Origin of the sequence: Azomonas macrocytogenes (genome assembly GCF_014191985.1) — a bacterium.
Classification (GTDB): domain Bacteria; phylum Pseudomonadota; class Gammaproteobacteria; order Pseudomonadales; family Pseudomonadaceae; genus Azomonas; species Azomonas macrocytogenes.
The window spans coordinates 64801-89052 of sequence record NZ_JACHXI010000008.1 but is presented as its reverse complement, the minus strand read 5'-3'; the positions used below and the strand labels follow the sequence as shown (position 1 = coordinate 89052).

Annotated in this window: 19 protein-coding genes; 11 read left to right on the top strand and 8 right to left on the bottom strand. The window is 55.7% G+C overall.

Annotation, left to right across the window (positions count from 1 at the left end):
* Window positions 1-178 precede the first annotated feature (178 nt).
* Window positions 179-892, top strand: coding sequence for a 6-phosphogluconolactonase (pgl, locus tag FHR87_RS09755; protein WP_183166538.1), 714 nt, complete (start codon window positions 179-181; stop codon window positions 890-892).
* A 216-nt stretch (window positions 893-1108) separates the two neighbouring features.
* Window positions 1109-2236, top strand: coding sequence for a 23S rRNA pseudouridine(2605) synthase RluB (gene rluB / locus FHR87_RS09750; RefSeq protein ID WP_183166537.1), 1128 nt, complete (start codon window positions 1109-1111; stop codon window positions 2234-2236).
* Here rluB and FHR87_RS09745 read toward each other — a convergent pair whose 3' ends face one another.
* The 5 genes from FHR87_RS09745 to FHR87_RS09725 all read right to left on the bottom strand — a co-directional run bounded on the left by FHR87_RS09745 (window position 2237) and on the right by FHR87_RS09725 (window position 6997).
* Window positions 2237-3172, bottom strand: a complete 936-nt coding sequence (locus tag FHR87_RS09745) for a GGDEF domain-containing protein (protein WP_183166536.1) — start codon at window positions 3170-3172, stop codon at window positions 2237-2239. It abuts the gene before it with no gap.
* Window positions 3173-3372: 200 nt separating this feature from the next.
* Entirely contained in the window at window positions 3373-4113 is a 741-nt protein-coding gene (locus tag FHR87_RS09740) for a YciK family oxidoreductase (RefSeq protein ID WP_183166535.1), read from the bottom strand.
* A gap of 52 nt (window positions 4114-4165) precedes the next feature.
* A complete protein-coding gene (gene mupP, locus FHR87_RS09735; RefSeq protein ID WP_183166534.1) occupies window positions 4166-4837 on the bottom strand; it encodes an N-acetylmuramic acid 6-phosphate phosphatase MupP in 672 nt (223 codons plus the stop codon).
* Entirely contained in the window at window positions 4837-5535 is a 699-nt protein-coding gene (gene ubiG / locus FHR87_RS09730; RefSeq protein ID WP_183166533.1) for a bifunctional 2-polyprenyl-6-hydroxyphenol methylase/3-demethylubiquinol 3-O-methyltransferase UbiG, read from the bottom strand. Before ubiG ends, mupP begins: the two co-directional genes overlap by 1 nt.
* A 121-nt stretch (window positions 5536-5656) precedes the next feature.
* A complete protein-coding gene (locus FHR87_RS09725; protein ID WP_183166532.1) occupies window positions 5657-6997 on the bottom strand; it encodes a TRZ/ATZ family hydrolase in 1341 nt (446 codons plus the stop codon).
* A gap of 188 nt (window positions 6998-7185) precedes the next feature.
* Between FHR87_RS09725 and mtnA the strand changes: the two genes are divergently transcribed.
* From mtnA to FHR87_RS09680, 9 genes are all read left to right on the top strand, one after another.
* Window positions 7186-8262 carry an S-methyl-5-thioribose-1-phosphate isomerase gene (mtnA, locus tag FHR87_RS09720; RefSeq protein ID WP_183166531.1) on the top strand — a complete coding sequence of 359 codons (1077 nt, stop codon included), beginning with the start codon at window positions 7186-7188 and terminating at the stop codon, window positions 8260-8262.
* A gap of 145 nt (window positions 8263-8407) precedes the next feature.
* Window positions 8408-11215 (top strand): DNA gyrase subunit A, encoded by a 2808-nt coding sequence (gene gyrA / locus FHR87_RS09715; RefSeq protein ID WP_183166530.1) that lies wholly within the window; start codon window positions 8408-8410, stop codon window positions 11213-11215.
* Window positions 11216-11278: 63 nt separating this feature from the next.
* Complete coding sequence (gene serC, locus FHR87_RS09710; RefSeq protein ID WP_183166529.1) at window positions 11279-12364, top strand: 3-phosphoserine/phosphohydroxythreonine transaminase; 1086 nt, start codon at window positions 11279-11281, stop codon at window positions 12362-12364.
* A 1-nt stretch (window position 12365) separates the two neighbouring features.
* On the top strand, window positions 12366-13463 hold the full coding sequence (gene pheA, locus FHR87_RS09705) for a prephenate dehydratase (protein ID WP_183166528.1): 1098 nt from the start codon (window positions 12366-12368) through the stop codon (window positions 13461-13463).
* Between the two features lie 92 nt (window positions 13464-13555).
* On the top strand, window positions 13556-14665 hold the full coding sequence (hisC, locus tag FHR87_RS09700; RefSeq protein ID WP_183166527.1) for a histidinol-phosphate transaminase: 1110 nt from the start codon (window positions 13556-13558) through the stop codon (window positions 14663-14665).
* Window positions 14662-16905, top strand: a complete 2244-nt coding sequence (locus FHR87_RS09695) for a bifunctional prephenate dehydrogenase/3-phosphoshikimate 1-carboxyvinyltransferase (RefSeq protein WP_183166526.1) — start codon at window positions 14662-14664, stop codon at window positions 16903-16905. The genes hisC and FHR87_RS09695 overlap by 4 nt, the downstream gene beginning before the upstream one ends.
* The gene (cmk, locus tag FHR87_RS09690; protein ID WP_183166525.1) at window positions 16902-17609 is read left to right on the top strand and encodes a (d)CMP kinase; all 708 of its coding nucleotides are present in this window, start codon (window positions 16902-16904) and stop codon (window positions 17607-17609) included. The genes FHR87_RS09695 and cmk overlap by 4 nt, the downstream gene beginning before the upstream one ends.
* Before the next feature lie 153 nt (window positions 17610-17762).
* Complete coding sequence (gene rpsA / locus FHR87_RS09685) at window positions 17763-19442, top strand: 30S ribosomal protein S1 (RefSeq protein WP_183166524.1); 1680 nt, start codon at window positions 17763-17765, stop codon at window positions 19440-19442.
* A gap of 248 nt (window positions 19443-19690) precedes the next feature.
* The gene (locus FHR87_RS09680; protein ID WP_183166523.1) at window positions 19691-20602 is read left to right on the top strand and encodes a bestrophin family protein; all 912 of its coding nucleotides are present in this window, start codon (window positions 19691-19693) and stop codon (window positions 20600-20602) included.
* 145 nt (window positions 20603-20747) lie between these two features.
* Here FHR87_RS09680 and FHR87_RS09675 read toward each other — a convergent pair whose 3' ends face one another.
* The 3 genes from FHR87_RS09675 to lpdA form a co-directional block, all read right to left on the bottom strand.
* On the bottom strand, window positions 20748-21290 hold the full coding sequence (locus tag FHR87_RS09675) for an NYN domain-containing protein (RefSeq protein ID WP_183166522.1): 543 nt from the start codon (window positions 21288-21290) through the stop codon (window positions 20748-20750).
* Window positions 21291-21649: 359 nt separating this feature from the next.
* On the bottom strand, window positions 21650-22795 hold the full coding sequence (locus FHR87_RS09670; protein ID WP_183166521.1) for a glycerol dehydrogenase: 1146 nt from the start codon (window positions 22793-22795) through the stop codon (window positions 21650-21652).
* Between the two features lie 58 nt (window positions 22796-22853).
* Entirely contained in the window at window positions 22854-24251 is a 1398-nt protein-coding gene (gene lpdA, locus FHR87_RS09665) for a dihydrolipoyl dehydrogenase (protein WP_183166520.1), read from the bottom strand.
* Window position 24252: the final 1 nt, after the last annotated feature.

Below are 24252 nucleotides of genomic sequence, written 5' to 3'. Positions count from 1 at the left end.
CTTGCATGAGCAAGACGATAAGGATAGTGAGAGTGTCTGTGGATGTTTTCTCGAACGCCTGAGTTTTCTAGCCACGAATTTCTACCGATGCGAAGGTTCCTTGTGCGGCCCGAACGGACTGGTTCCTGGAGACCAATGGTTTCCATTATTTTGATTACTTGTGACGGGAGGTCATGGTATGGCGATCTCTGATCTGGATCTGCCCACTGGGGTGATGGCTCATAGCCTGGCTGATACCAGCCGGCTGGCCGAAGCCTTGGCCAGTACTGTGGCTGAAGCCTTGGATTTTGCCGTGCAGACAGAGGGCGTTGCCAGTCTGCTGGTATCCGGTGGACGTAGCCCCGTGCCTTTTTTCGAAGCGCTTTCCATCCGTCCGCTCGACTGGAGCAGGGTAAAGATCAGTCTGGTGGACGAACGCTGGGTACCAGTCGATCACGACGACAGTAACGAAAATCTGTTGCGTCGCCATCTACTGCGCAACGAAGCGGCCAAGGCGGAATTCGTCAGCCTGTATTATCCGGCAAGTAGCCTGGAAGCGGCGGCAAAACAGGCTGGGCAAGCGGTTTCAGTGCTCAAGCGCCCCATCGATGTGCTGGTGTTGGGTATGGGGGAGGATGGTCATACCGCTTCGCTTTTTCCCGGTAATGCTCTTCTGGAACAAGCACTTGATCCTGATTGTCCCGACTTGTGCATGCCAATGGTGGCACCTGTCGAGCCGCGGCAGCGTATCAGCATGACTTATCCTCTGTTGGCGTCGGCACGTTTGCAGTGCCTGGCCATTCATGGCCAGGGCAAGCTCAAGGCATTGAACCAGGCGTTGCGGGCTAATCCCTTGCAGATGCCCATCCGGGCATTTCTGAACTATCCACTGGAAATTTACTGGTGCCCTTAAGACGCGAGCATCTGCCGTGGCTGCGGAGCGAAAGATCGCTCCATTCGTGAAACCTGAATGGGCAAGCCTGCTTCAGGTCGAGCATCATCTGGCCGACTGGCCGATGGATTGTGCTTTTTTCTGCTGAAAATCCGGATTTGTCTTCGTGCGTCACACTGATTGGCGGCGTATCATGCGCGCCCTTTCATGCCTAATCGCACACCGGGAGGTGCCCGTATGACCGAAACGACCGAGTGCCAGGAACAGCCGCCGCGCGGCGAAAAGTTACAGAAAGTCCTTGCCCGCCAGGGCATGGGGTCGCGACGCGACGTAGAAGGCTGGATTGCCAAGGGACGAGTCAAGGTCAACGGCAAGGTTGCCACGCTTGGTCAGCGTGTCGAACCGGACGATGCCATCGTGGTTGACGACAAGCTGGTTCGTCGCGAGGACGCTGCCAGGATTGTGCGCCGTGTGCTGATCTACAACAAGCCCGAAGGTGAAATCTGTACTCGCGATGATCCAGAAGGGCGACCCACGATCTTCGAGCGCTTGCCAAACCCACGCGAAGGACGCTGGATCAATATTGGTCGGCTGGATATCAACACGACAGGGCTTTTGCTCTTTACTACCGACGGCGAACTGGCCAATCGCTTGATGCACCCATCCTACGAGATGGATCGCGAATATGCGGTGCGCGTACGTGGCGAAGTCGACGAAGAGATGCTTGAACGCCTCAAGGCCGGCGTCATGCTGGAAGATGGTCCGGCACGTTTTACCGATATTCAGGTAGCACCAGGCGGCGAAGGCTTCAACCACTGGTTTCACTGTGTGGTGATGGAAGGACGTAATCGTGAAGTGCGGCGGCTATGGGAGTCCCAGGGTGTAGTGGTCAGCCGCTTGAAGCGCGTTCGCTTCGGACCGGTCTTTCTTACATCGGATCTGCCAATGGGACGCTGGCGGGAAATGAATCAGGCTGAAGTGGATATCCTGAGCCAGGAAGTAGGGTTGGCAGCGATTCCGCTTCCCGAGATGAAAACCAAAATACGCGACAAGTTGGACCGCATGCAGCGCAAGGCGGCCAAACCATTGCCGCGTAGCGAGCGGCAGCGTGTCTTGCGCCCTGCTCATGAAGCGGATGTGACGAATCACCCGAAGTCTGCCGATAAGCCGATACGTAAGCCCAGGCCTGCCAGCGAACGTAGAGATGCACCTTTGGCCGAGCGTTCGAAATCGGAGCGCAAACCAGAAAAAAAACGGGAAGCGGACGAGTTACGCAAGCCGGCTGGAGAGCTCAGTGCGCCAGCCAAGCGCCGTTCTTTGCCGACAGGAGATGGTCAGCGGCCGGGCTTCAAGCGTGATCGTTGATTAGATCGCCATGCGCAATTGGTTGCGGCCGTTGCGCTTGGCTTGATAAAGCGCGTCATCAGCACGACGCAATAGGTCGTCCAGACTTTCCGGAAAACGGTAAGTGGCACATCCGATACTGATGGAAACCGGTACTGCTTCGCCTTTATAAACGAAAGGCAGTGTTTCCACGGCTTCACACAGACGGTTGCCTACGATCCCGGCTGCTTCGAGCGGCGTATTCGATAGTAATACGAGAAATTCCTCACCGCCGAAACGGAACAACATATCCATATTGCGCAACTGTAACTTAAGGCATGCAACTACTGCTTTCAGTACTTCGTCCCCGCCTTGGTGGCCATGGCGATCATTAATGCTTTTGAAATGATCTAGATCCAGCATGAGTAGTGAAAATGGCAGGCCGCCACGGCGCCGAGCCATTTCTATCTCGCGGGATAGGGTTTGGTCCATTGCCACCCGGTTAGCGGCCCCTGTCAGCGGATCGCGCAGGGCATCCAGAATCACGCTACGGTAGAGCAGGGCATTGCGTAGCGGAAACAACAGGCAGGGTAGCAGCGCTTCCAGTTGTGTGAGTTGGGATTCGTCGAAATGGCAATCGGACCGGAGAATCAGCTCCCCCAGGTTTTCTCCCTGGTGATTCAGGCGGTAGTGCATGGAGTGGATAGCGTTTTCGCCCAGTTCCAGATGTAGGTCAGTGCTAGCATGCTGGTAATTCAGTCCGCGCACAGGTATTGAGCCACGCACAGTATCGAAGAACATGCTCAACAGCCGATCGGCTTCCAGGCTGGTCTGTAGTTGTAGCACCAGTTGCCGGTGGAGGTCCGCTATGTTGTTCTTGACCGGCTGCACCTGGTTGCGCTGACGAGTAACTTCCAGCTGTGGGAGTCTGCTGGTATCGAAATCGATAATATTGCTGATTGGCGGTAGCTTTTGCATGCCCATTCCTTGAACACATGAATATGCTGATCCTGTGTTAAGCAGGATTTTTGCCATGTATTTAAAAGTCCTTTTTAATCATGGCATTGCACTGATTCAATGACTTTGAATATGCTGTTGCTAGAGCATCTCTGCCGGTATGATGGCACTTTGCTGTTGTTTTTTCGATGGGTTTGCTGGCAATTTTCTATTGTCAGTGCCTACTGCGCATTCAGCGCCTGACCGGTAACACCTGTGCTGTCGGAGCCCATCAGATAAAGATAGACCGGCATGATGTCGGCGGGGCACGGCTTGGAGTCGGGATCTTCGCCAGGATAGGCTTGGGCGCGCATCTGCGTACGGGTAGCACCTGGATTTATGCTGTTCGCTCGTATGGACGAGACGTTTTCGACTTCGTCGGCGAGGGTTTGCATCAAGCCTTCAGTGGCAAACTTGGATACTGCATAAGGTCCCCAATAGGCCCGGCCTTTGCGGCCGACGCTGCTCGATGTAAAAATCACTGAAGCATCGGTAGACTGCTTCAGCAAGGGCAGCAGGTTGCTGGTTAGCATGAACATGGCATTCACGTTGATCTGCATGACCTGCATGAAGCTTTCTCCGCTGACCTGCTCCAATGCGGTACGCGGCCCCAGGATCGAAGCGTTGTGCAACAGGCCGTCAAGTCGACCGAAGTTCTTTCCCAGCGTGTCAGCTAATTCGATGTATTGCTCTGGTCGGGCTGTTTCGAGATCGAAAGGAATCACTGCAGGCTGCGGATAACCTGCTGCTTCGATCTGGTCATAAATACGATTAAGGTTTTCTTCGGTCTTGCCTAGCAACAGGACTGTCGCTCCATGGGCGGCATAGGCCTTGGCCGCCGCAGCCCCGATACCGCGTCCAGCACCAGTGACCAGGATGATCCGGTTCTGCAAAAGGTTGGGCGGGGCGGTGTAGTCAAACATGATGGCTCCTTTTGAAGCTGGCAGGCAAAGCCGGTCAGGGCTTGAAGCTTTTTCAGCAGCTGCACAATGCCTGGTCAAGCACTTCGCGTAATTGCATGGGGTGGTCTACCACTATGTCCGCACCCCAGTGGTTGGGGTTGTCCTCCGGGTGGATGTAGCCATAGCGGACCGCAGCTGTTTTGCAGCCGGCTGCGCGACCGGATTCGACATCTCGCAGATCGTCACCGACGAACAGGACCGTAGCCGGGTCCAGGCCAAGTTGGCTGCACGCCAGCAGCACCGGCTCCGGATCTGGTTTGCTCTTACTCACATGGTCCGGGCAGATCAGGACTGCCGAGCGCGAGGCCAGGCCAAGCTGTTGCATGATCGGTTCGGCAAAGCGGACAGGTTTGTTGGTCACGACACCCCAGCGCAAGCTGGCGTGCTCGATATCCCGCAGCAGTTGCTCCATGCCTTCGAACAGGCGGCTTTTGACGGCACAGTGCTGCGAATAGCGCTCAAGGAATTCCAGGCGCAGTGTCTCGAATTGCGCGGATAGCGGATCGGTATCGAAGGCGCCCAACACCATTGCCCGCGCACCACCCGATACCACGGCGCGGACCTGCTGCTCGGCCAGCGCTGGAAGGTTTCTGGCCTGGCGCATGGCTTGAATCACCGCGACGAAATCCGGAGCGGTATCCAGCAGGGTACCGTCCATATCAAAAAGAACTGCGCGCAGACGCATCAGATCTCCTTGCTGGTCTGGATCATGTAGTTGACGTCGACATCCGCTTCCAGTTTGTAGTGTCGAGTCAGCGGATTGTAAGTGAGACCGGTAATGTTCTTGATCTCCAGGCCGGATTCGCGGCACCAGGTGCCGAGTTCGGAAGGACGAATGAACTTCTTGAAGTCATGGGTTCCGCGTGGGAGCAGTTTGAGAATGTACTCGGCGCCGACGATAGCAAACAAATAGGATTTCGGATTGCGATTGATGGTGGAAAAAAATACCTGGCCACCGGGTTTGGTCAGCTTGTGGCAGGCACGGATTACCGAAGCGGGGTCAGGTACATGCTCAAGCATTTCCATGCAGGTGACCACATCGAACTCGCCTGGCATCTCATCGGCCAGCGCTTCGGCGGTAACCTGACGATAATCCACTTCCAGACCTGATTCCAGTTGGTGCAGGCGAGCCACGGAAAGCGGGGCTTCGCCCATGTCGATACCCGTCACGTTGGCACCACGCCGAGCCATGGCTTCACTGAGAATGCCACCACCACAGCCGACATCGAGAACCTTCTTTCCGGCCAGGGCGATATGCTCGTCGATCCAGTTGACGCGTAACGGGTTGATTTCGTGCAGGGTTCTGAATTCGCTTTCCTGGTCCCACCATTTATGGGCGAGGGCCTCGAATTTGGCGATTTCGGCGTGGTCGACGTTGCTCATGATCTGGTCCGTTTGAGGATGCGTTGAATTGGCGCAAGTTTGAGTGACAATTACAGAAAGCACCGGTTTTCAGCGGTAGACAGATGTATCCGGCCGGTGCTCCAACAATATCTGCCTGTCGCTATGATTTTTTATCGGCAGCTGCGATTTTGATTCCCCATTCGCGTGCCGAGGCCTTCAGTTGCTGTTCATCCATGCGAGTCAGGCAGCCTGCGTCCAGTAGTTGCTTGCCGGCGACCCAGACATGCCGGACGCTGTCGCGAGTACAGGCATAGATCAGCTGAGAGACTGGATCGTAGACCGGTTGTTGGCCCAGGCCGGACAGGTCGAAGGCTGCCAGGTCGGCGGACTTGCCCACTTCGAGCGAGCCGATGCAATCGTCCAGACCCAGGGCGCGGGCGCCATTGAGGGTGGCCATGCGCAAGGCCCGATGAGCGTCCAGAGCTGTAGCAGAACCCGCTACGGCTTTGGCCAACAATGCTGCGGTACGAGTTTCGCCAAGCAGATCCAGATCGTTGTTGCTGGCTGCGCCATCGGTCCCGATCGCGACGTTGACTCCTGCCTGCCAGAGCCGCTCGACCGGACAGAAGCCGCTGGCCAGTTTCAGATTGGATTCGGGGCAATGGATCACGCTGCAGTTGTGTTTGACCAGCAGGGCAAGATCGTCGTCGTTTATCTGCGTCATGTGTACGGCCTGAAAGCGTGGTCCAAGCAACTGCAGTCGCGCCAATCGTGCCAGCGGACGCTCTCCGTGCTGCTTTACAGCCTCTTCTACTTCGAAGGCGGTTTCATGCACATGCATGTGGATGCCGGCATCCGTTTCGGCGGCCAGTACACGGATACTTTCCAGCTTGTCGTCGCTGACCGTGTAAGGGGCGTGCGGCCCGAAAGCTACGTTCAGGCGCGGATGCTGCTTCAAATCGTCATGTAACTGCAGCCCCTGGCGCAAAGCTTCGCCGGCGTCGTGGGCGCCCGGAATGGGAAAGTCCAGGATCGGGATAGCGATCTGTGCGCGAATACCACTTTCGTGCATGCGCTGGCTGGCTACCTGTGGAAAGAAATACATGTCCGAGAAGCAGGTAATGCCGTTTTTCAGTTGCTCGGCGATGGCCAGGTCGGTGCCGGCGCGGATGAAATCCTCGTTTACCCATTTGGCTTCCGCCGGCCAGATATGCTCCTTCAGCCAAGTCATCAGCGGCAGGTCGTCGGCCAAGCCGCGAAACAGGGTCATTGCCGCATGGCCATGGGCGTTGACCAGGCCGGGTGCGAGCAGCATATCCGGCAATTCACGGGTTTCTTTCGCCGTGTGCTTCAAGGCCTCGGCCCGCGGCGCAATCAAGGCGATGCGTCCGCCCCGGATGCCCAGGGCATGCTCTGTCAACACTACGCCGCAGGGCTCCACTGGTACTAGCCAGGTCGGCAGCAATAGAAGATCGAGAGGTTCCTGTTGGGTATTGGGCATAGCGATGATCACTGATTCAAGGAAAGTGAGGAGTCTAAAACAAAGCCAACGCTTTTGGAGCGCGACAAGACGCAGGTTTACGAGGCGAGGGGCTTTTTCTTCGGACAGGAATTCGAGCGAACTGAGTTCGTATATTTTGCGTATAATGACCAGCTTTTTATTCCGTAACGGGTAGGGAAGGGGTGACGATGCGCGAGCGTTTGCTGGCTGCCGAGAAGGTGAAATCCATCGAGTGGCGGGATGGCGGGCTGCATTTGCTGGATCAGCGCAAATTACCCATGCAAGAGTGCTGGCTGGTCTGCGATTCTGCTGTTGCCGTTGCCGATGCCATCCGGCAGATGGTGGTCCGTGGCGCGCCTGCCATCGGTATCAGTGCCGCCTATGGCCTGGTCCTGGGGTTGAAGGCTCGCCTGGCCGCAGGAGGCGACTGGCGTGAGGCGCTGGAGGCGGATTTCCAGTCTTTGGCCGATTCCCGGCCCACGGCAGTGAACTTGTTCTGGGCATTGAACCGCATGCGCGAGCGGCTCGGGCGTCTCAAGCCTGGGGAAGATCCCTTGGCCGTGCTCGAAGCTGAAGCGATCGCGATCCATGATTCCGACCGCGAAGCCAATCTGACTATGGCTCAATTCGGTGTGGAGCTGATTCGCAAGCACAAAGCTTCCCCGCAAAATCTGCTGACTCACTGCAATACCGGCGCCTTGGCGACCGGCGGCTTCGGCACAGCGCTGGGTGTGATTCGCGCCGCCCACCTGGAGGGATTGGTGGAGCTGGTGCATGCCGACGAGACCCGGCCATGGTTGCAGGGCTCTCGCCTGACTGCCTGGGAATTGGCTGGCGAAGGTGTCCCGGTAAGCCTGAACACCGATTCCGCTGCTGCCCATTTGATGAAGACCAAGGCAATCACCTGGGTCATCGTTGGCGCTGACCGTATAACCGCCAATGGCGACGTGGCGAACAAGATAGGTACTTACCAATTGGCCGTTACTGCCATGCATCATGGGGTGCGCTTCATGGTGGTGGCACCAAGCTCGACCATCGATATGGGCCTGGAAAACGGTGACGATATCCCCATCGAAGAGCGTGCCGGCCAGGAGTTGCTGGAATTCAATGGTCAGCGTTTCGCCGCCGAGGTCGAAGTGTTCAACCCGGTCTTCGATGTCACCCCGGCGGACCTAATCGATGCCATCGTCACCGAAAAGGGCGTGGTCGAGCGGCCGAATGCGGAAAAAATGACCGAGCTGATGAGCCGCAAGCGTTTGCATTGATTGCTGGAAAAGCACTGGAGGCTCGAGGTTGAAGAGGTTATCGAAATCTGCTCTCTGCCTGTCTTGAGCCTCCAGCGACTAGCGGCCTTGTGTTACTATTTTGCGCTTTCTGCAACACCCCCGACTATTAAGGAATCAGGCTTTCATGGGCGAACTGGCCAAAGAAATTCTCCCGGTCAATATCGAAGATGAGCTGAAACAGTCATACCTCGACTATGCCATGAGCGTGATTGTCGGGCGGGCATTGCCAGACGTACGCGATGGCCTCAAGCCTGTGCATCGGCGTGTTCTCTATGCCATGAGCGAACTGGGTAACGACTGGAATAAGCCCTACCTCAAATCCGCCCGTGTGGTCGGTGATGTGATCGGTAAATATCACCCACACGGTGATTCGGCGGTGTACGACACCATCGTGCGTATGGCCCAGCCTTTCTCCTTGCGTTATATGTTGGTCAACGGCCAGGGTAATTTCGGTTCGGTGGACGGCGATTCGGCTGCTGCCATGCGCTACACCGAAGTGCGTATGTTCAAGCTGACCCACGAGTTGCTCGCCGACCTGGACAAGGAAACCGTCGACTGGGTCGACAACTACGACGGCTCGCTGAAGATTCCCGCCGTCCTGCCGACCCGGGTGCCCAACCTGCTGGTCAACGGCTCCAGTGGTATCGCTGTGGGTATGGCCACCAACATCCCGCCGCATAACCTGAGCGAGGTCATCGACGCCTGTCTGGCGCTGATGGACGACAGCGAGCTTTCCATCGACGACCTGATGCGCTACATACCCGGTCCCGATTTTCCCACTGCAGGCATCATCAATGGCCGTGCCGGGATCATCGAGGCCTACCGCACCGGTCGTGGGCGCATCTATGTGCGTGCCCGTGCCGAAGTCGAGGATATCGACAAGGTCGGTGGCCGGCAGCAGATCATCGTGACTGAACTGCCTTACCAGCTGAACAAGGCGCGCCTGATCGAGAAAATCGCCGAGCTGGTCAAAGAGAAGAAAATCGAGGGGATCACTGAGCTGCGCGATGAGTCCGACAAAGACGGTATGCGCGTGGTCATCGAACTGCGTCGTGGCGAGGTGCCGGAGGTGATCCTCAACAACCTCTATGCCCAGACCCAGTTGCAGAGCGTATTCGGCATCAACATGGTGGCCTTGGTAGACGGCCGTCCGCGCATCCTCAACCTCAAGGAAATGCTCGAAGCTTTCGTCCGCCATCGCCGCGAAGTAGTGGTCCGCCGTACTGTCTACGAGCTGCGCAAGGCCCGCGAACGCGGGCATATTCTCGAAGGCCAGGCCGTTGCCCTGTCCAATATCGATCCGGTGATCGAACTGATCAAGACCTCACCGACACCGGCAGAGGCCAAGGAACGTCTGCTCGCCACGCCCTGGGAATCCAGCGCAGTAATGGCGATGGTCGAACGGGCCGGTGCGGAAAGCTGTCGTCCTGATGAGCTCGATCCTTGCTATGGCTTGCACGATGGCAAATACCATCTTTCGCCCGAGCAGGCGCAGGCAATTCTGGATCTGCGTCTACACCGCCTGACTGGCCTCGAGCATGAGAAGCTGCTGGCTGAATATCAGGAAATCCTCGCCCAGATCGGCGAGCTGATCCGCATCCTTACCAATCCCGAGCGGCTGATGGAAGTCATTCGCGAAGAGCTGGAAAAGGTCAAGGCGGAATTTGGTGATGTACGACGCACTGAAATCGTCGCTTCCCAGGTCGATCTGACCATCGCCGATCTGATCACCGAAGAAGAACGCGTGGTCACCATTTCCCACGGTGGCTATGCCAAGAGCCAGCCGCTTAGCGCCTACCAGGCTCAGCGTCGCGGCGGTCGCGGGCGTTCCGCTTCCGGAGTGAAGGACGAGGATTACATCGAGCATCTGCTGGTTGCCAACAGTCACACCACGTTGCTGCTGTTCTCCAGCCTTGGCAAGGTGTACTGGAAGAAGACCTACGAAATTCCCGAAGCTTCCCGCGCGGCCCGTGGCCGGCCGTTGGTCAATCTGTTGCCGTTGGCCGAAGGCGAACACATTACCGCCATGCTGCCTGTGGATCTGGAAGCCGTCCGCCAACAGGTTCCAGTCAACGAGGATGAACTGGCAGAGCAGGAAGAGTTTGACGAGGTGTTAGCGGAGGATGAAGCCGAAACCGATGAAGCGGTAGACGGCGAGGACTCTGGCAAGGATGAACCGACGGGAGCCTATATCTTCATGGCTACCGCTAACGGTACAGTCAAGAAGACTCCATTGGTGCAATTCAGCCGCCCGCGTACGGTCGGTCTTATCGCGCTGAAGCTGGAAGAGGGCGACAGCCTGATCGCTGCGGCCATTACCGACGGTGCGCGCGAAGTCATGCTGTTTTCCGATGGCGGTAAGGTCATCCGCTTCAAGGAGCGTCACGTACGCACGATGGGGCGCACTGCGCGCGGTGTACGCGGCATGCGCCTGAGTGAAGGGCAGCACCTGATCTCCATGCTTATTCCCGAGGATGGTACGCAGATTCTGACTGCCAGCGTCAACGGGTTTGGCAAACGTACCTCTATCGATGAATATCCCCAGCGCGGACGCGGTGGTCAGGGTGTTATCGCCATGGTCACCAATGAGCGCAATGGTCGGCTCATTGGTGCCATCCAGGTGCTCGAGGGTGAAGAAATCATGCTGATTTCCGATCAGGGTACCTTGGTCCGAACCCGTGTCAGCGAAGTGTCGTCGCTTGGTCGCAACACTCAAGGCGTGACCTTGATCAAGCTGGGTAAGGGTGAGCAGTTGGTTGGTCTCGAGCGCGTTCAGGAGCCTTCTGACGAAGAGGGGATCGAGGCGGACTTCGATGCTGAGGGGGTGGAAAAGGAAATAGCGGTGACCAGCGCTGGATCAGGTGAAGACGAACTGCAGGGCGGTATCGGCGATGTGCCTCCCGAGGTGATTTCGGGCGATAACGAAGATTGACCGTTTTGCACATAGGCAAGCGGTGGCGAATTGCCGGCAATCAATGACTTGAGAGAAAACGACGTGAGCAAACGCGCTTATAACTTCTGTGCCGGCCCGGCTGCGCTGCCCGAGGCCGTATTGCAACGCGCCCAGGCGGAACTGCTGGATTGGCAGGGCAAGGGCCTGTCGGTCATGGAAATGAGCCATCGCAGTGATGACTACATGGCCATCGCCAGCAAGGCCGAGCAGGATCTGCGTGATCTGCTTGATGTACCGTCGAACTACAAGATCCTGTTTCTGCAAGGTGGTGCCAGCCAGCAATTTGCCGAGATTCCGTTGAACCTACTGCCCGAAGAGGGCACTGCCGATTATGTCGAAACCGGCATCTGGTCGCGCAAGGCACTTGAAGAGGCGCGGCGTTATGGCAACGTCAATGTCGCTGCAACTGCCCGTCCCTATGACTATTTCGCCATCCCTGGACAGAATGAGTGGCGGCTGACCCCTGATGCTGCCTATGTTCATTACGCTTCCAATGAGACTATTGGCGGCCTGCAGTTCGATTGGATTCCACAAACTGGCGACGTCCCGCTAGTAGTGGATATGTCTTCGGATCTGCTTTCCCGTCCACTCGACGTGTCCAGATTCGGCTTGATCTATGCCGGCGCACAGAAGAACATCGGCCCCAGCGGTCTGGTCGTGGTAATTGTCCGTGAGGACCTGATCGGCCATGCTCGCACTGTCTGCCCGACCATGCTCGACTACAAGATCGCAGCTGACAATGGTTCCATGTACAACACACCGGCTACTTTTTCCTGGTACCTGTCCGGTTTGGTCTTCGAGTGGTTGAAGGGGCAGGGCGGAGTGGCTGCGATGGAGCAGCGTAATCGGGCGAAGAAGGATCTGCTCTATGGCTACATCGATGGCAGCGGTTTCTACACTAACCCCATTGCATTGAATGCCCGCTCCTGGATGAACGTGCCATTCCGCTTGGCCGACGAGCGCCTGGACAAGGATTTCCTGGTGGGGGCTGATGCGCGTGGCTTGCTCAATCTCAAGGGACATCGCTCTGTAGGTGGTATGCGGGCTTCCATCTATAACGCACTCGGCTTGGATGCGGTCGAGGCTCTAGTGGCCTATATGGCTGAATTCGAGAAGGAGCGTGGCTGACATGAGCGAAGCCGACCAGCTCAAGGCTTTGCGGGTTCGTATCGATAACCTTGATGAGCGCATTCTCGAACTGATCAGCGAACGTGCGCGCTGTGCCGAGGAAGTGGCGCGGGTGAAGATGGCAGTGCTCAAGCCCGGTGAGACACCGGTGTTCTACCGTCCAGAACGCGAGGCCTGGGTACTCAAGCACATCATGGAGATCAACAAAGGGCCGCTGGGCAACGAGGAGATCGCCCGGTTGTTCCGGGAAATCATGTCGTCCTGTCTGGCGCTTGAGCATCCACTGCGAGTTGCCTATCTCGGCCCGGAGGGTACCTTCACCCAAGCTGCTGCGCTCAAGCACTTCGGTCAGGCGGTGATCAGTACGCCAATGGCAGCCATCGACGAAGTCTTCCGCGAAGTCGTCAGCGGTGCTGTCAATTTCGGCGTCGTTCCCGTCGAAAATTCTACCGAAGGTGCGGTCAACCACACGCTGGACAGCTTTCTCGAGCACGATATCGTCATTTGCGGTGAGGTAGAGTTGCGGATTCATCAGCACCTGCTGGTCGGAGAAAATACCGCGACGGATCGCATTACGCGCATCTATTCACATGCCCAGTCCCTGGCTCAGTGTCGCAAGTGGCTGGATGCGCATTATCCGAACGTGGAACGCGTGGCGGTTTCCAGCAACGCCGATGCGGCCAGGCGAGTGAAAGGCGAGTGGAACAGCGCAGCCATCGCCGGTGATATGGCAGCCCAGCTGTATGGATTGTCCAGATTGTTCGAGAAGATCGAGGATCGCCCGGATAACTCCACACGTTTTCTCATCATCGGCAATCAGGAAGTCCCGCCGACCGGTGACGACAAGACTTCTGCCATTGTATCCATGCGCAACAAACCGGGGGCTCTGCACGAGCTATTGATGCCTTTCCACGAGAACGCCATCGATTTGACTCGGATAGAAACACGTCCGTCGCGCAGTGGTAAATGGACTTATGTGTTCTTCATCGATTTTCTTGGACATCATCAGGATCCGCTGATCAAGGACGTTCTAGAGAAAATTGGCCAGGAAGCGGTTGCATTGAAGGTGCTGGGCTCCTATCCGAAGGCGGTATTGTGAATAACGGCCTCAAGTCGCAAGTTTCGAGTTGCAAGCGGCGGATACCGCTGGGCTCTACTTGCAGCTTGAGGCTTGCAGCTTGAGGCTTTTCTATGACCTGCGATTTCCTTGCCCAGGCTCTGCCGTGTGTGCAGAAACTGTCGCCCTATGTGCCCGGCAAACCTGTTGACGAACTGGCGCGTGAACTGAATCTGGATCCGGCCGGTATCATCAAGCTGGCCAGTAACGAAAACCCGCTTGGCCCGAGTCCAAAAGCGTTGGCAGCGATCAGGGCTGAATTGCCGGAGTTGACCCGTTACCCGGATGGCAATGGCTTCGAGCTCAAGCAGCGCTTGGCCCAGTGCCATGGCGTGCAAATGAATCAGATCACGCTTGGCAACGGCTCCAACGACGTTCTCGATCTGATTGCCCGTGCCTATCTGGCACCTGGTCTGAATGCGGTGTTCAGCCAGTACGCTTTTGCCGTCTACCCCATTTCTACTCAGGCGGTAGGTGCCACGGGCAAAGTGGTTCCGGCCAGGCAGTGGGGGCATGACCTCGAAGCCATACTCGCAGCCATCGATGCCGATACACGCGTCGTTTTTCTCGCCAACCCGAACAATCCCACCGGAACCTGGTTCGGGCCGGATGCGCTGAGCGCTTTTCTGGAGCGTGTTCCGGAAAACGTGCTGGTCGTGCTGGACGAAGCCTACATCGAGTATGCCGAGGGTGAAGAGCTGCCGAATGGTATGAGTTATCTTGCCCGGCACGCCAACTTATTGGTTTCGCGAACTTTTTCAAAAGCCTATGGCCTGGCGGCATTGCGTGTGGGATACGCTGTTTCTTCTGCGCAAATTGCTGATGTACTCAACCGGGTACGCCAGCCGTTCAATGTCAACAGTCTCGCTCTGGTTGCTGCCTGTGCTGCTCTGGGCGATACCGATTATCTGCAGGAAGGTCGTCGGGTCAATGCTGCAGGAATGCGGCAGATCGAGCAGGGTCTGAGGGAGTTGAAGCTCGACTGGATTCCTTCGCGGGGCAATTTCATCGCTGTTAATTTCGCTCGTGATGCGGCGCCGATCAACCAGGCATTGTTGAAAGAGGGGGTAATCGTCCGACCGATTGGTGGTTACGGGATGCCTGATTTCTTGCGCGTATCTATCGGTCTCGAACATGAGAACGAGCGTTTTCTACAAGCACTGCGCAAGGTGTTGGCGCCGTGAGCAGGTCGGTCTCTGCTTGGCAGGGTGAGCCCATTCTTGACCGGTTGGCGGTCGTAGGGCTTGGCTTGATCGGTGGGTCTTTCGCCAAGGGCTTGCGCGAGAAAGGTTTGTTCCGGGAGATCGTTGGTTTTGATCTGGATGCTTCCTCGCGCGCTATGGCTGTGTGCCTGGGGGTTGTGGATCGCTGTACCGAGACGCTTGAAGACGCTTGCCGGGGCGCCGATGTAATCCAGTTGGCCGTACCTATCTTGGCTATGGAGCAGGTGCTTGCCAGTTTGGCGAAGCTTGATCTGAACGGTGCAGTGATAACCGATGTGGGCAGCGCCAAAGGTAATGTGGTGCGCTGTGCGACACGGGTTTTCGGCGAAATGCCAGCTCGTTTCATTCCAGGACACCCGATAGCCGGCTCCGAACAGAGCGGAGTCGAGGCTGCCAAAAGTACATTGTTCCAGCGCCACAAGGTCATCCTGACACCTTTGCTGAGCGCGGATCGGTCTGCCTTGGCATTGATCGACCAACTCTGGAGAACGCTGGGGGCAGAGGTGGAGCATATGGATGTAGAGCACCATGATGAGGTGCTTGCGGCTACCAGTCATCTGCCGCACTTGCTCGCCTTTGGCCTGGTGGATTCGCTGGCACGCCGTCACGAAAACCTGGAAATCTTTCGTTATGCAGCGGGCGGCTTCCGTGATTTCACCCGGATCGCCGGTAGTGATCCGGTCATGTGGCACGACATCTTCCAAGCCAATCGCGACGCCGTGCTGAGCGTCCTGGATGCTTTTCGTAGCGATCTCGATGTGCTGCGTGCAGCAGTCGATACACGGGATGGGCATCGCCTGTTGGGTGTTTTCACGCGCGCCCGGGTGGCGCGCGAACATTTCAGTAAAATTCTGGCCCGCAGGGCCTACGTGGACGTTATGCATTCCAAAGATCTGATTTTCCTGGCGAATCATGGTGGTAGTCTTTCTGGACAAATTCGCGTGCCGGGCGACAAATCCATTTCCCACCGTTCGATCATGCTGGGTTCGCTGGCTGAAGGGGTCACGGAGGTGGAAGGTTTTCTCGAAGGCGAGGATGCCTTGGCCACTATCCAGGCCTTTCGCGACATGGGGGTCGTCATCGAGGGACCGAACCAGGGTCGCGTGATCGTTTACGGTGTCGGTTTGAACGGCCTGAAACCGCCGCCTGGCCCTATCTATCTAGGCAATTCCGGTACTTCCATGCGCCTGCTCGCTGGACTGCTGTCCGCGCAACCATTCGATACGGTGCTGACCGGTGATGCTTCGCTATCCAAGCGGCCGATGAATCGTGTTGCCAAGCCTCTGCGGGAAATGGGCGCCCGGATCGAGACTGGCGAAGATGGCAAGCCTCCGCTGAAGATCAAGGGGGGGCAACGCCTGCTGGCTATGCATTACCGCATGCCGATGGCCAGTGCCCAGGTGAAATCCTGTCTGTTGTTGGCGGGACTCTACGCCTCGGGCGAAACTTCGGTTACCGAGCCTGCACCTACCCGTGATCATACCGAGCGGATGCTCCGGGGTTTCGGTTATCCGGTTCGGGTCGATGGCCGTACTGCTGCCATCAGTTCCGGACACACGCTGCGATCTACCCGTATAGAGGTGCCGGCCGATATTTCCTCGGCAGCTTTTTTTCTGGTTGCGGCCAGTATTGCCGAAGGCTCCGACTTGCTGATCGAGCATGTTGGAATCAACCCGACTCGTACTGGCGTGATCGATATTCTCAAGCTGATGGGTGCCGATATCGAATTGCTCAATGAGCGTGAAGTCGGCGGTGAGCCGGTAGCCGATCTGCGCGTGCGTTCCGCCAAGCTCAAGGGTATCGACATTCCCGAGGATTTGGTGCCACTGGCGATCGACGAATTCCCGGTTCTGTTTGTCGCGGCAGCCTGTGCCGAAGGTCGTACTGTGCTGCGTGGCGCCGAAGAACTGCGAGTCAAGGAATCCGATCGCATCCAGGTCATGGCGGATGGCCTGCAAATCCTTGGAGTAAAGGCCAATCCGACTTCCGACGGTATCGTCATCGAAGGTGGATCAATCGGGGGCGGCGAAGTCTGGTCTTGTGGTGATCATCGGATTGCCATGTCCTTCAGCGTCGCCGCGTTACGTGCCAGCGCTCCGATTCGTATCCACGATTGTGCGAACGTGGCCACTTCCTTCCCCAACTTCCTGGCTCTTGCCAATCAAGCCGGCATGCGGGTGAGCGAGGAAACTCATTCATGAAGAGGGTAGCGCCGGTCATTACGATCGACGGACCCAGTGGCTCTGGCAAGGGTACAGTAGCCAGCCTGCTATCCATGCGTCTTGGCTGGAACCTGCTGGATTCAGGTGCGCTATATCGGTTGCTGGCGCTTGCTGCCAGTAACCATGGCATAGACTTGGCCAACGAAGAGCTGCTCAGGGTGCTTGCTACCCATCTCGATGTCCAGTTTCTTCCTGCCGAGGCAGAGTACAGTCAGCGTATCATGCTGGAAGGCGAAGACGTCACCAATGTGATCCGTAGCGAATATGTCGGTGCTGGAGCCTCTCAAGTTGCTGCCTGGCCCGCTGTGCGCAGCGCGTTACTTCTACGCCAGCATGCGTTTCGCCAACTGCCCGGGTTGGTAGCCGATGGGCGAGACATGGGAACGGTCGTTTTTCCAGATGCATCCCTGAAAATCTTTCTGACTGCCAGTGCCGAAGAGCGAGCTCGTCGGCGCTTTCTTCAGTTGAAGGAGAGTGACTCGGATGTTACCCTCGGCAGTCTTCTCGATGATATTCGCAAGCGTGATGCGCGCGATACTCAACGAACAGTGGCGCCGCTCAAACCGGCGGTCGATGCTATCCAGCTGGACTCGACGGTGCTTTCCATCGAGCAGGTACTAGGCAGGATTCTCGAAGAGGTTGCCATTCGGGACCTTTTAAAGCATTCGGGCGGTCTAAAATAGCCTGAAGAGTGCGAACCGTTTTGTGGCTCCGTTGTACAAGGGGGAATGCGGGATACCAGACAGGCCCGCAGCCTTTTTTAATATGAACGAACCCCACATTAGTCTGGAATGTGGAAGTTGGGCAATCGCGGCCCGAAAACAGCAGGAATCAACATGAGCGAAAGCTTCGCAGAACTTTTTGAAGAAAGCCTGAAATCCCTCGACATGCAGCCGGGTGCCATCATTACCGGTATTGTTGTCGATATCGATGGTGACTGGGTCACTGTGCATGCTGGCCTGAAATCCGAGGGCGTCATCCCGGTCGAGCAGTTCTACAACGAGCAGGGTGAACTGACCATCAAGGTGGGCGATGAAGTTCACGTTGCCCTGGATGCGGTCGAAGATGGTTTCGGTGAAACCAAGCTGTCTCGCGAAAAAGCCAAGCGCGCTGAATCCTGGCAAGTTCTGGAAGCTGCGTTCAACGCCGAAGAAATTGTCAAAGGCATCATCAACGGCAAGGTCAAGGGTGGCTTTACCGTCGATATCAACGGTATTCGTGCGTTCCTGCCGGGCTCCCTGGTCGATGTGCGCCCAGTGCGTGACACTACTCACCTGGAAGGCAAAGAGCTCGAGTTCAAGGTCATCAAGCTCGACCAGAAGCGTAATAATGTTGTCGTTTCCCGCCGTAGCGTACTGGAAGCAGAGAATAGTGCCGAGCGCGAAGCTCTGCTCGAATCCCTCCAGGAAGGCCAGCAGGTCAAAGGTATCGTCAAAAACCTTACCGATTATGGCGCATTTGTGGATCTGGGTGGTGTGGATGGTTTGCTGCACATCACTGACATGGCCTGGAAGCGTATCAAGCATCCGTCCGAGATCGTCAATGTTGGTGACGAAATCGAAGTCAAGGTGCTCAAATTCGATCGCGAACGCAACCGCGTTTCGCTGGGCCTGAAGCAGTTGGGCGAAGATCCATGGGTCGCCATAAAGTCTCGTTATCCGGAAGGTACGCGCGTTATGGCTCGTGTGACCAACCTGACCGATTACGGCTGCTTTGCCGAGCTGGAAGAAGGTGTCGAAGGCCTGGTGCACGTTTCCGAAATGGACTGGACCAACAAGAATATCCATCCATCCAAAGTCGTTCAGGTTGGCGATGAGGTGGAAGTGATGGTATTGGATATCGACGAAGAGCGCCGTCGTATTTCTCTGGGTATCAAGCAGTGCAAGCCAAACCCATGGGAAGAGTTCTCCGGCCAATTCAATAAAGGTGACCGTATCTCCGGTACCATCAAGTCGATCACCGATTTCGGTATCTTCATTGGTCTCGATGGTGGCATAGATGGTTTGGTACATCTATCCGATATTTCCTGGAACGAACCGGGCGAAGAAGCCGTACGTCGTTTCAAGAAAGGCGACGAGCTGGATACTGTCATTTTGTCGGTCGATCCGGAACGCGAGCGTATTTCCCTAGGCGTCAAGCAACTGGAGGATGATCCGTTCTCCAACTATGCGGCTCTGAATGATAAAGGCAGCATCGTTCGCGGAATCGTCAAGGAAGTCGATGCCAAGGGCGCAATCATCGATCTGGGTAATGAGATCGAAGCTACTCTCAAAGCTTCCGAAGTCAGCCGTGATCGGGTCGAAGATGCGCGTAACGTCCTGAAGGAAGGCGAGGAAGTCGAAGCCAAGATCATCAGCATTGATCGCAAAAGCCGAGTCATCAGCTTGTCCATCAAGGCCAAGGATGTAGATGACGAGAAAGATGCCATCAAGGAACTGCGCAAGCATGAAACTGATGCACCCGGTCCGACCACTATTGGTGATCTGATTCGTGCTCAGATGGAAAACCAGAACTGATCGATTTCAGTTCGAATGAAAATGAAAAGGGTGACTAAAGTCGCCCTTTTTTATTGGCTACGTATGTGACCATACTCCATCGATTGAAATTTTTATTCGTGAATCATGTAAACGTTCTTGACCTACCTTGAACGATGTTTTATCTAATACATTCGTATTCGCATTAATTTTATTTTAATCTGCAGCTGCTTAACTAAAAGTCGATTGACCAAAAGCTTGTTCTTTCAATCCAACTTGAGACGATATTCGTGTCGAAAGTTTTCCTTCAAAAATATCAATTACTGATTAAAACCTTCACTTATGTTGGCTGGTCTCTGTTCTGGCTATTACTCTGGGATATTTTTGTTACAGTAGATTACATGCTGGTCCTGGATCCGCGCCTGAGCCTGCCGTCGATGCCTCTTAGTCTCTTGGGCTCGGCTCTTGTCGTTCTGACGAGTTTCCGGAATTCAAGTGCGTACAATCGTTGGTGGGAGGCTCGCACTCTATGGGGAACCTTGACGAATAATTCACGCAGTTATGCGCGCCAGGTACTTACTCTGATTGATGATACAGAGAGTGGACTCAATCCAGTGAAGCCTCTGTTGCTCAAGCGTCATGTGGCTTTCGTGAAATGCCTGTCCACGCATTTGAAAGGGGAGCCTTGCACCAGTGAGGTCGAGGCGCTTCTCCATCCTGAGGAAATTCGTTTGAGCCAAAGCACGAACAATTTCCCCAATGATATCCTGACAACTTCAACTGCCTTGTTATCCAAGGAGTACAAGGCAGGAAGGCTGGACAGTATTCGGCTTGCCCGCATGGAGTCCACGTTGGTAGAACTTTCCAACTGCCAGGGAGGGATGGAGCGAATCGCGAATACGCCGCTTCCTTATCCTTATGTTTATTTCCCGCGCTTTTTCATCACACTATTTTGCCTGATCGTTCCTATTGGCTTGGTAGAAACCCTGGGTTGGTTTACTCCATTGGCGTCTACGGTCGTGGGATTCATGTTGTTGGCTATTGAAAAGATTGGAACGGACTTGCAAAGCCCATTTCGTGTCAGTGAACATCAGATTCAAATGACCACTTTATGCAATAACATCGAGAAGAACTTGGATTCGATGCTACGCGATGCTCAGTCAGGATATGCTTCCAAACAGCTTGAGAGTGAATTGTCTTAGTCAACGGTTCTTGTATAGATGTATCAGTATTTTAATACGAGAATATTTGCACTTTAAATTTTACAGAGGCCGCTAGGGTTTTCTTTTATCAGAATGTTCATGTTCTGTTGATAACTGGAAGATTTCTGATTGTAGTGGTTGATGTTCAAGTCGATTTATCGATTGTCGGAAGCATATCGTCAAGCCATAAGACACGGTCCGAATAGGACTGCAGATCGGTAGACAGGCTTGCTTCTGCGCCGTTTACCCAGATTTCCTTTTGCAGATCCGACTTTATATAGGAAATGGCATCCTCGAAATCTCCATCGCCTGCGCTGAGAATCAAACGGTCATAGATGTCTTGCGCAGCCAGTTTGATCATCAGCGTAGCTATTCCGACATCGACTCCCTTTTGAACCTGACGATCGAACTGGTGCGCACAATTGGGACATTTGTTGTGCATGTCCTTGAGCTTATATAGCTGCACACGCATTTTCGGTCCCTTGGGCGGGGCCGACTTTATCCATGAATGGAATGCATTCTGCGCCTCTGTTGAGGGGTCCTGAATAGAGTTCAGATAGTAGCTTTCATAAATAGGACCGCCATTGGCTTTTTCCAGTTCGTTCTTGAGCTTGAGATAATCGATTCCATTTCGCGCTCTGGCAAAATTGAATAAATAGGCGGCATCGGCAATCCAGACGGTCTTCATGAATATCCTTGATCAATGATTCGTCACCGGAATACCAGGGGGGCGTTCCGGAGAGAAAGAAGGTGCCTTGAATATGGGAGTCGTATGCTTCTATCGAGCAGTGCTGCACTGTTTTTGCCTGATCGAGCTTCCGATTCCGAATCGGCGATTCAATGATAACCGTTCTTTGCCTTGCTCTTATGTGATGTTTTCATTTGTCCGATAGGTTGGGAGGCTACGGAGTTCTACTGGATTTGAAGAGCAAAAGCTTGAAAAGAAAAGCATCTTCGAGATGCCTTCCTGGAGTTGTTCCTGTAGCCGGGAGAATATCCGGTCCTGCCGACATGCCGCATGAAGTGGCAGAGCCGGAGTTGGTTGATTCAAGCGATGGCCGAGGTGTGAATCGGGCCTTGAATCGGTAGCTTTTTATGGGCATTGGCAATGTCGTTGGCGGTAACGATGGCGCTGTAGACATCATCTGGCGTGACGTCGAACGGCATGTTGCCCATCGAATCTTCCTTGGCACAGGCGAGCTCGGCGACTTGGCGCCATTCTTTCTCGATAAAGCTATCCATACCGAGATCCTCCAAGGTCAGCGGCAGGCCGACGGCCTTGATGAAGTTGATGACGGTTTCCAATTCTTCCTTCGGTGCGTTTTCCAGGATCAACTGTGCCAGTACGCCGAAAGTCACTTTGTCGCCGTGCTGTGCGCCATGCAGGGATGGCACCACAGTCATGCCATTGTGGATGGCGTGGGCAGCAGCGATTCCGGCCGCTTCGACACCGACGCCGCTCAGGTAAATGGTCGCCTCAATAGTGTTTTCCACTGCCTGGGTGGAAAGGTTTTTGTCCACGGCAAAGCGTGCCTGGACGGCATTTTCCAGCAGGATATCCAGGCAGAGGCGGGCGAGGCCGAGCCCTGTGCGCGAAGGCTTCATTTTCATCACGGTCAAGTTTTCGCCATTGGCACGATAGCAGGCACGAGCCTCGAAATAAGTGGCCAGCGCGTCGCCGATGCCGGCAAGAAAGAAGCGTGTCGGCGCTGCGGCAAGGATTTCCGTATCTGCCAGAACTAGATCGGGATTGTTGGGTAGGAACAGGTAGCGCTCGAATTCCTGGTGCTCGTTGTAGATCACGGTAAGCGCAGTACAGGGTGCATCGGTCGACGCTATGGTGGGGAAAATCACCACTGGTAATTTTTCATGGTAAGCGACAGCTTTGGCCGTATCCAGCGTCTTGCCGCCTCCGATGCCGATGATTACGTCTGCCTCGGCCTTGCGTGCCAGGTCGCGGTTGCGGTCGATTTCCTTCTGCGTGCATTCCAGGCCGAAGCGCTCGAAAACCGCTTTGCCGAACGCACTGAAAGAGGGTTCTGCCTGGGTAACCGCCCGATCCAGGATGAATTCGTCACAGATAACGTACGCATTGTTGCCCAGTGGGCGGACATGCTTGCCCAGATCGCCCAGAAAATTCTTGCCGATGAAGAATTTTTGCGGCGAAGTGACAGACTTCGTCTTGTTTGGCATGGTGCATCTCCTCATTTATTGTCGGTTGTGGGTTCACGCTCTCAAAAATCGGCTCCTTTTATTGATGCAATGCTTGTCCGCAAGCTGCCAGTACGGCTTCGTGCATGGCTTCGGAAAGCGTCGGGTGGGCGAAGATTACTTTTTGCAGTGACTCGTCCGTGGCCTCCAGACTATGGGCAATGCCGAAACCCTGGATCTGTTCGGTCACTTCCGGGCCGACCATATGGGCGCCAAGCAGCTCGCCACTGTCGGCGTCAAAGATGGCCTTGACGAAACCTTCAGCCTCACCCATTGCCAACGCCTTGCCGTTGGCCTGGTAGTTGAAGCGGCCGATCTTGAGCGTGTGGCCTTTGGCGCGGGCCTGTTCTTCGGTGAGTCCGAGGCTGGCAACTTGTGGACGTGAGTAAGTGCAGCCGGGAATGTAGTCGCGATCCAGTGGATGCACGCCTTCGAGGCCAGCCAGTTTCTCCACACAGATCACGGCTTCATGGCTGGCCTTGTGCGCCAGGCACGGAGCACCGGCGACATCGCCGATGGCGTACAGTCCGAACACGTTGGTGCGACACCATTGATCGGTTTTGATGAAGCCGCGCTCGGTGACCACGCCTAGCGCTTCCAGGCCGATATCCTCTATGTTGGCCTGGATACCGGCTGCCAACAGCACCCGCTCCACAGCTAGAGATTGCTCGCTGCCGTTGGTCAGGCGCAGACGGCAATCCAGTTGTTCGCCGCCTTTGTCTACTGCAGCGAGAGCTGCGCTGGTATGGATGCGAATACCACGCTTCTCGAACTGCTTGTGCACTAGCGCTGCGACTTCGGCATCCTCCTGCGGCATGATCCGCTCGGCCAGTTCCACCAACGTGACTTCGCAGCCGAGGTCGTTGTAGAGACTGGCGAACTCCATGCCGATAGCACCGGAGCCGACCACCAGCAGAGACTTTGGCAACTCCTTGGGGACCAGGGCCTGGAAGTACGTCCAGATCCGTTCGCCATCTGCTTCTATACCCGGCAGTGCGCGGGGACGGGCACCCGTGGCGAGGATGATATGAGCGGCGCGTAGACGAATTTCGGTCTTGTCGTCGGTTACGGCAACCATGCATTTATCGATCAAGCGGGCACGGCCACGAATCACTTCAATGCCGTTCTTGTTCATCAAATACTCGATACCGCTGGTGAGCTTCGCAGAGACAGTACGGCTGTGCTGTACGAGCTTGCCGATATCGAAACGCGGGTTCTCCACGGCAAAACCGAACTGTTCGAGGTTGGCCAGCGTATGGGCCACTTCAGCACCACGCAGCAGAGCCTTGGTGGGAATGCAGCCCCAGTTCAGGCAGATGCCGCCCAGATGCTGCTTCTCCACCACAGCGGTGCGCAGCCCGAGCTGAGCGGCGCGGATCGCCGCTACGTAGCCACCTGGCCCACCACCGATGATCAGTACGTCATAGTCGTTGGTCATG